Source organism: Luteibacter sp. P4_E6, assembly GCF_056401535.1.
Genome location: NZ_JBFUJE010000482.1, coordinates 1 through 2,977 on the forward strand (window position 1 = coordinate 1; position 2,977 = coordinate 2,977).

The window sequence follows — 2,977 nt, forward strand, 5'->3', positions numbered from 1 at the left end:
CGGGTGCACCGTACGGCGTCGAGATCTCCCCGCTTCTCAGCGCGCTCGGCATCCCGTGCCAGGCGCCGCCCTGGGGATGGGTGTCGGCGGTGGACCTGACCACGGGCAAGATCATCTGGAAACACAAGAACGGCACCACCCGTGACAGCGCGCCATTCGGCATTCCGCTGCCGCTCGGCGTGCCCGGTCAGGGTGGCACGCTCATCACGGCCGGTGGCATTGCGTTCTTCGGCGCGACGCTCGACTCCTATCTGCGCGCCTATGACGTCACCGATGGTCGCCAGCTCTGGAGTAGCCGACTGCCTGCGGGTGGCCAGGCGACACCGATGAGCTTCAAAGGTAAGGACGGCCGCCAGTACATCGTCATCATGGCCGGTGGCCATGGTTCGCTCGGAACAAAGATGGGTGATTCCGTGGTGGCGTACGCGCTACCCGCACAGTAAATACCCAAATTTGCAAATACACCCAAAATACCCCAACCTCCGCGGGATGCCATAAGGCGCGCCGTCGTCGATCGGAGGTTGGGGATGTTTGCTTTTCAAGGGCCGTTTGGCCGTCTTGCCGGGTATTCGGCAGCCGTGGGGCTGCTGGCCCTTTCCCTGCAGGCGCCGGCCGCATCGACACCCCCGCATGCACACACCATCACCTACGACCGCTACTCGCTGAGTATCGACGGCAAGCCGACCTACCTCTGGTCGGGATCCTTCCACTATTGGCGCCTGCCCTCGCCGGATCTGTGGGCCGATGTCCTGCAGAAGATGAAAGCCGCGGGCTTCAACGCCGTGGAAATCTACTTCGACTGGGGTTACCACTCGCCCAAACGCGGGGTCTATGACTTCTCGGGCATCCGCGATGTCGACCGTCTTCTGGACATGGCGCGGGACGCAGGCATTTACGTCATTGCCCGTCCGGGCCCGTACATCAACGCGGAAACCGACGCGGGCGGCTTTCCTGGCTGGCTGGTCACGACCGCCGGCAAGCCCCGGTCCACCGCACCGGACTACACCGCCGCCTATCGCGAGTGGATGACGCAGATCGATCGGATCCTCGCGCGTCATCAGTTCACCGATGGCCGTGGCACCGTGCTGCTTTATCAGGTCGAGAACGAGCTTTACGACGATTCCGCGGATAGCCGCCGCTACATGCAGGACATCGAAGACAAGGCGCACGCCGATGGCATCACCGTGCCACTGATCGGCAACCACAACGATAACTTCTTCACTGGCGTCGGCGCCGTCGACATGCCCGGCTACGACTCCTATCCGGCGGACTTCGACTGCACGCGTCCCGAGCGCTGGAACGGTGTGTACGACTTTGCAAGCGAACGAAAGCGCCTGACTCACTCGCCGTTGCTCTTCCCGGAATTCCAGGGAGGCGCGTTCGACGTCTGGGGTGGTCCCGGCTATGAAGCCTGCCGCAAGCTCACCGGCCCGGACTTCGAGCGCGTGTTCTACGAGTCGAACATCGCCGCCGGCTCGACCATGCAGAACTTCTACATGACCTACGGCGGGATCAATTGGGGCTGGCTGTCGTCGCCGGGCGTTTACACTTCGTACGACTACGGCGCACCGATCACGGCAAACCGGATTCTCACCAACAAGTACGACCAGCAGAAGCTCATCGGTTACATGACGCAGGCCGTCGCGCCGCTCGCGCGGACCGATGCCGTCGCGACATCAGTGCCGGACAACCCGCGCCTTCGCGTCAACGCCCGCGTCAATCCGGAGGACGGCACTCGCTTCTACATCCTGCGGCACGCCGACGCGACGGATACATCGAACGACACCACGCACCTCCGCGTCACCCTGGGCAAGACGGGCGATACGACGATTCCACAGCAGGCGGGCACCGCGATCCGTATCAACGGCCGCGATTCGAAGATGCTTCTCGCCAACTACCGCTTCGGCAGGCAGGACCTGGCGTATTCGACGTCCGAGCTGATGACGCAGCTGCGCGTGGGCGACCGCGATGTCGCGCTGCTTTACGGCCGGCACGATGAAGACGGTGAAACGGTGTTGCGCTATTCGACCGAGCCCACGACACGCGTGATCGATGGCAACGTCACCGCGCACTGGGACGCGGCCACGCATATGCTCCGCCTCAACTATCGCCATGACGGACTGGCGCGAGTCACCATCGGCCAGGGCGAGACATCCCTGCTGCTGTTGATCGGCGACAACGAGACGGCGAAGCACTTCTGGCAGCTGGATACGTCAACGGGATCTGTCCTCGTGCGCGGCCCTTACCTCGCGCGGACTGCCACTGGCGAGGGCGAGCAGTTGGCTCTTACCGGCGACACCGACAAGGCCGGTGACATCGAGGTGTTCGCTGGCCCGGGTATCCATGGTTTTACGTGGAATGGCGCGCCCGTGACAGCGAAGGTCACGGCCTCCTCAAGCCTGCAAGGCCATATCGACGGTCCGCAACCTGTGTCGCTGCCGAGCCTCACAGCCTGGCGTATCAGCGAGGCCGCGCCGGAAATCGCACCGACCTTCGACGATAGCGGCTGGACGGCCACCGACCGCACCACCACGCCCAATCCCTACTGGAATCACGAGCTGCCGATCCTGGACAGCGACGACTACGACTTCCATCACGGCAACGTGTGGTATCGCGGCCATTTCACCGCCACCGGCAAGGAAACCGCCATTCTCCTCGCTGCCAACACCGGTGTGCACCTGGGCAACCATGGCATCTTCACCGCCTGGCTCAATGGCCACTTCCTTGGTAACAACCCGAGCGGCGCGCAGCAATTCCCCATCGACCCCAGCTGGCTCAAGGCAGGTGGCGACAATATCGTCTCCGTGCTGGTCGACAACACAGGACACCTCCAGGAAGAACACAGTGGCAGCTTCCGCGAACCGCGAGGCCTCATCGCTGCCACGTTCGCGGGTGCACCGACCGGGATCCGCTGGAAGATCCAGGGCAACGTCGGCGGTGAAAACCTGCCGGATCCGGTCCGCGGGCCGTTCAACGC

General features: G+C 63.6%; 2 protein-coding genes. Both read left to right on the forward strand.

Going from position 1 to position 2,977, the window contains the following annotated elements; genetic code table 11:
- Nucleotides 1-443: outer membrane protein assembly factor BamB family protein (locus AC1DT2_RS19545; RefSeq protein WP_477298133.1), on the forward strand; the 443-nt coding region annotated here is incomplete at its 5' end.
- 84 nt (nucleotides 444-527) lie between these two features.
- Nucleotides 528-2,977: glycoside hydrolase family 35 protein (locus tag AC1DT2_RS19550; protein WP_477298134.1), on the forward strand; the 2,450-nt coding region annotated here is incomplete at its 3' end.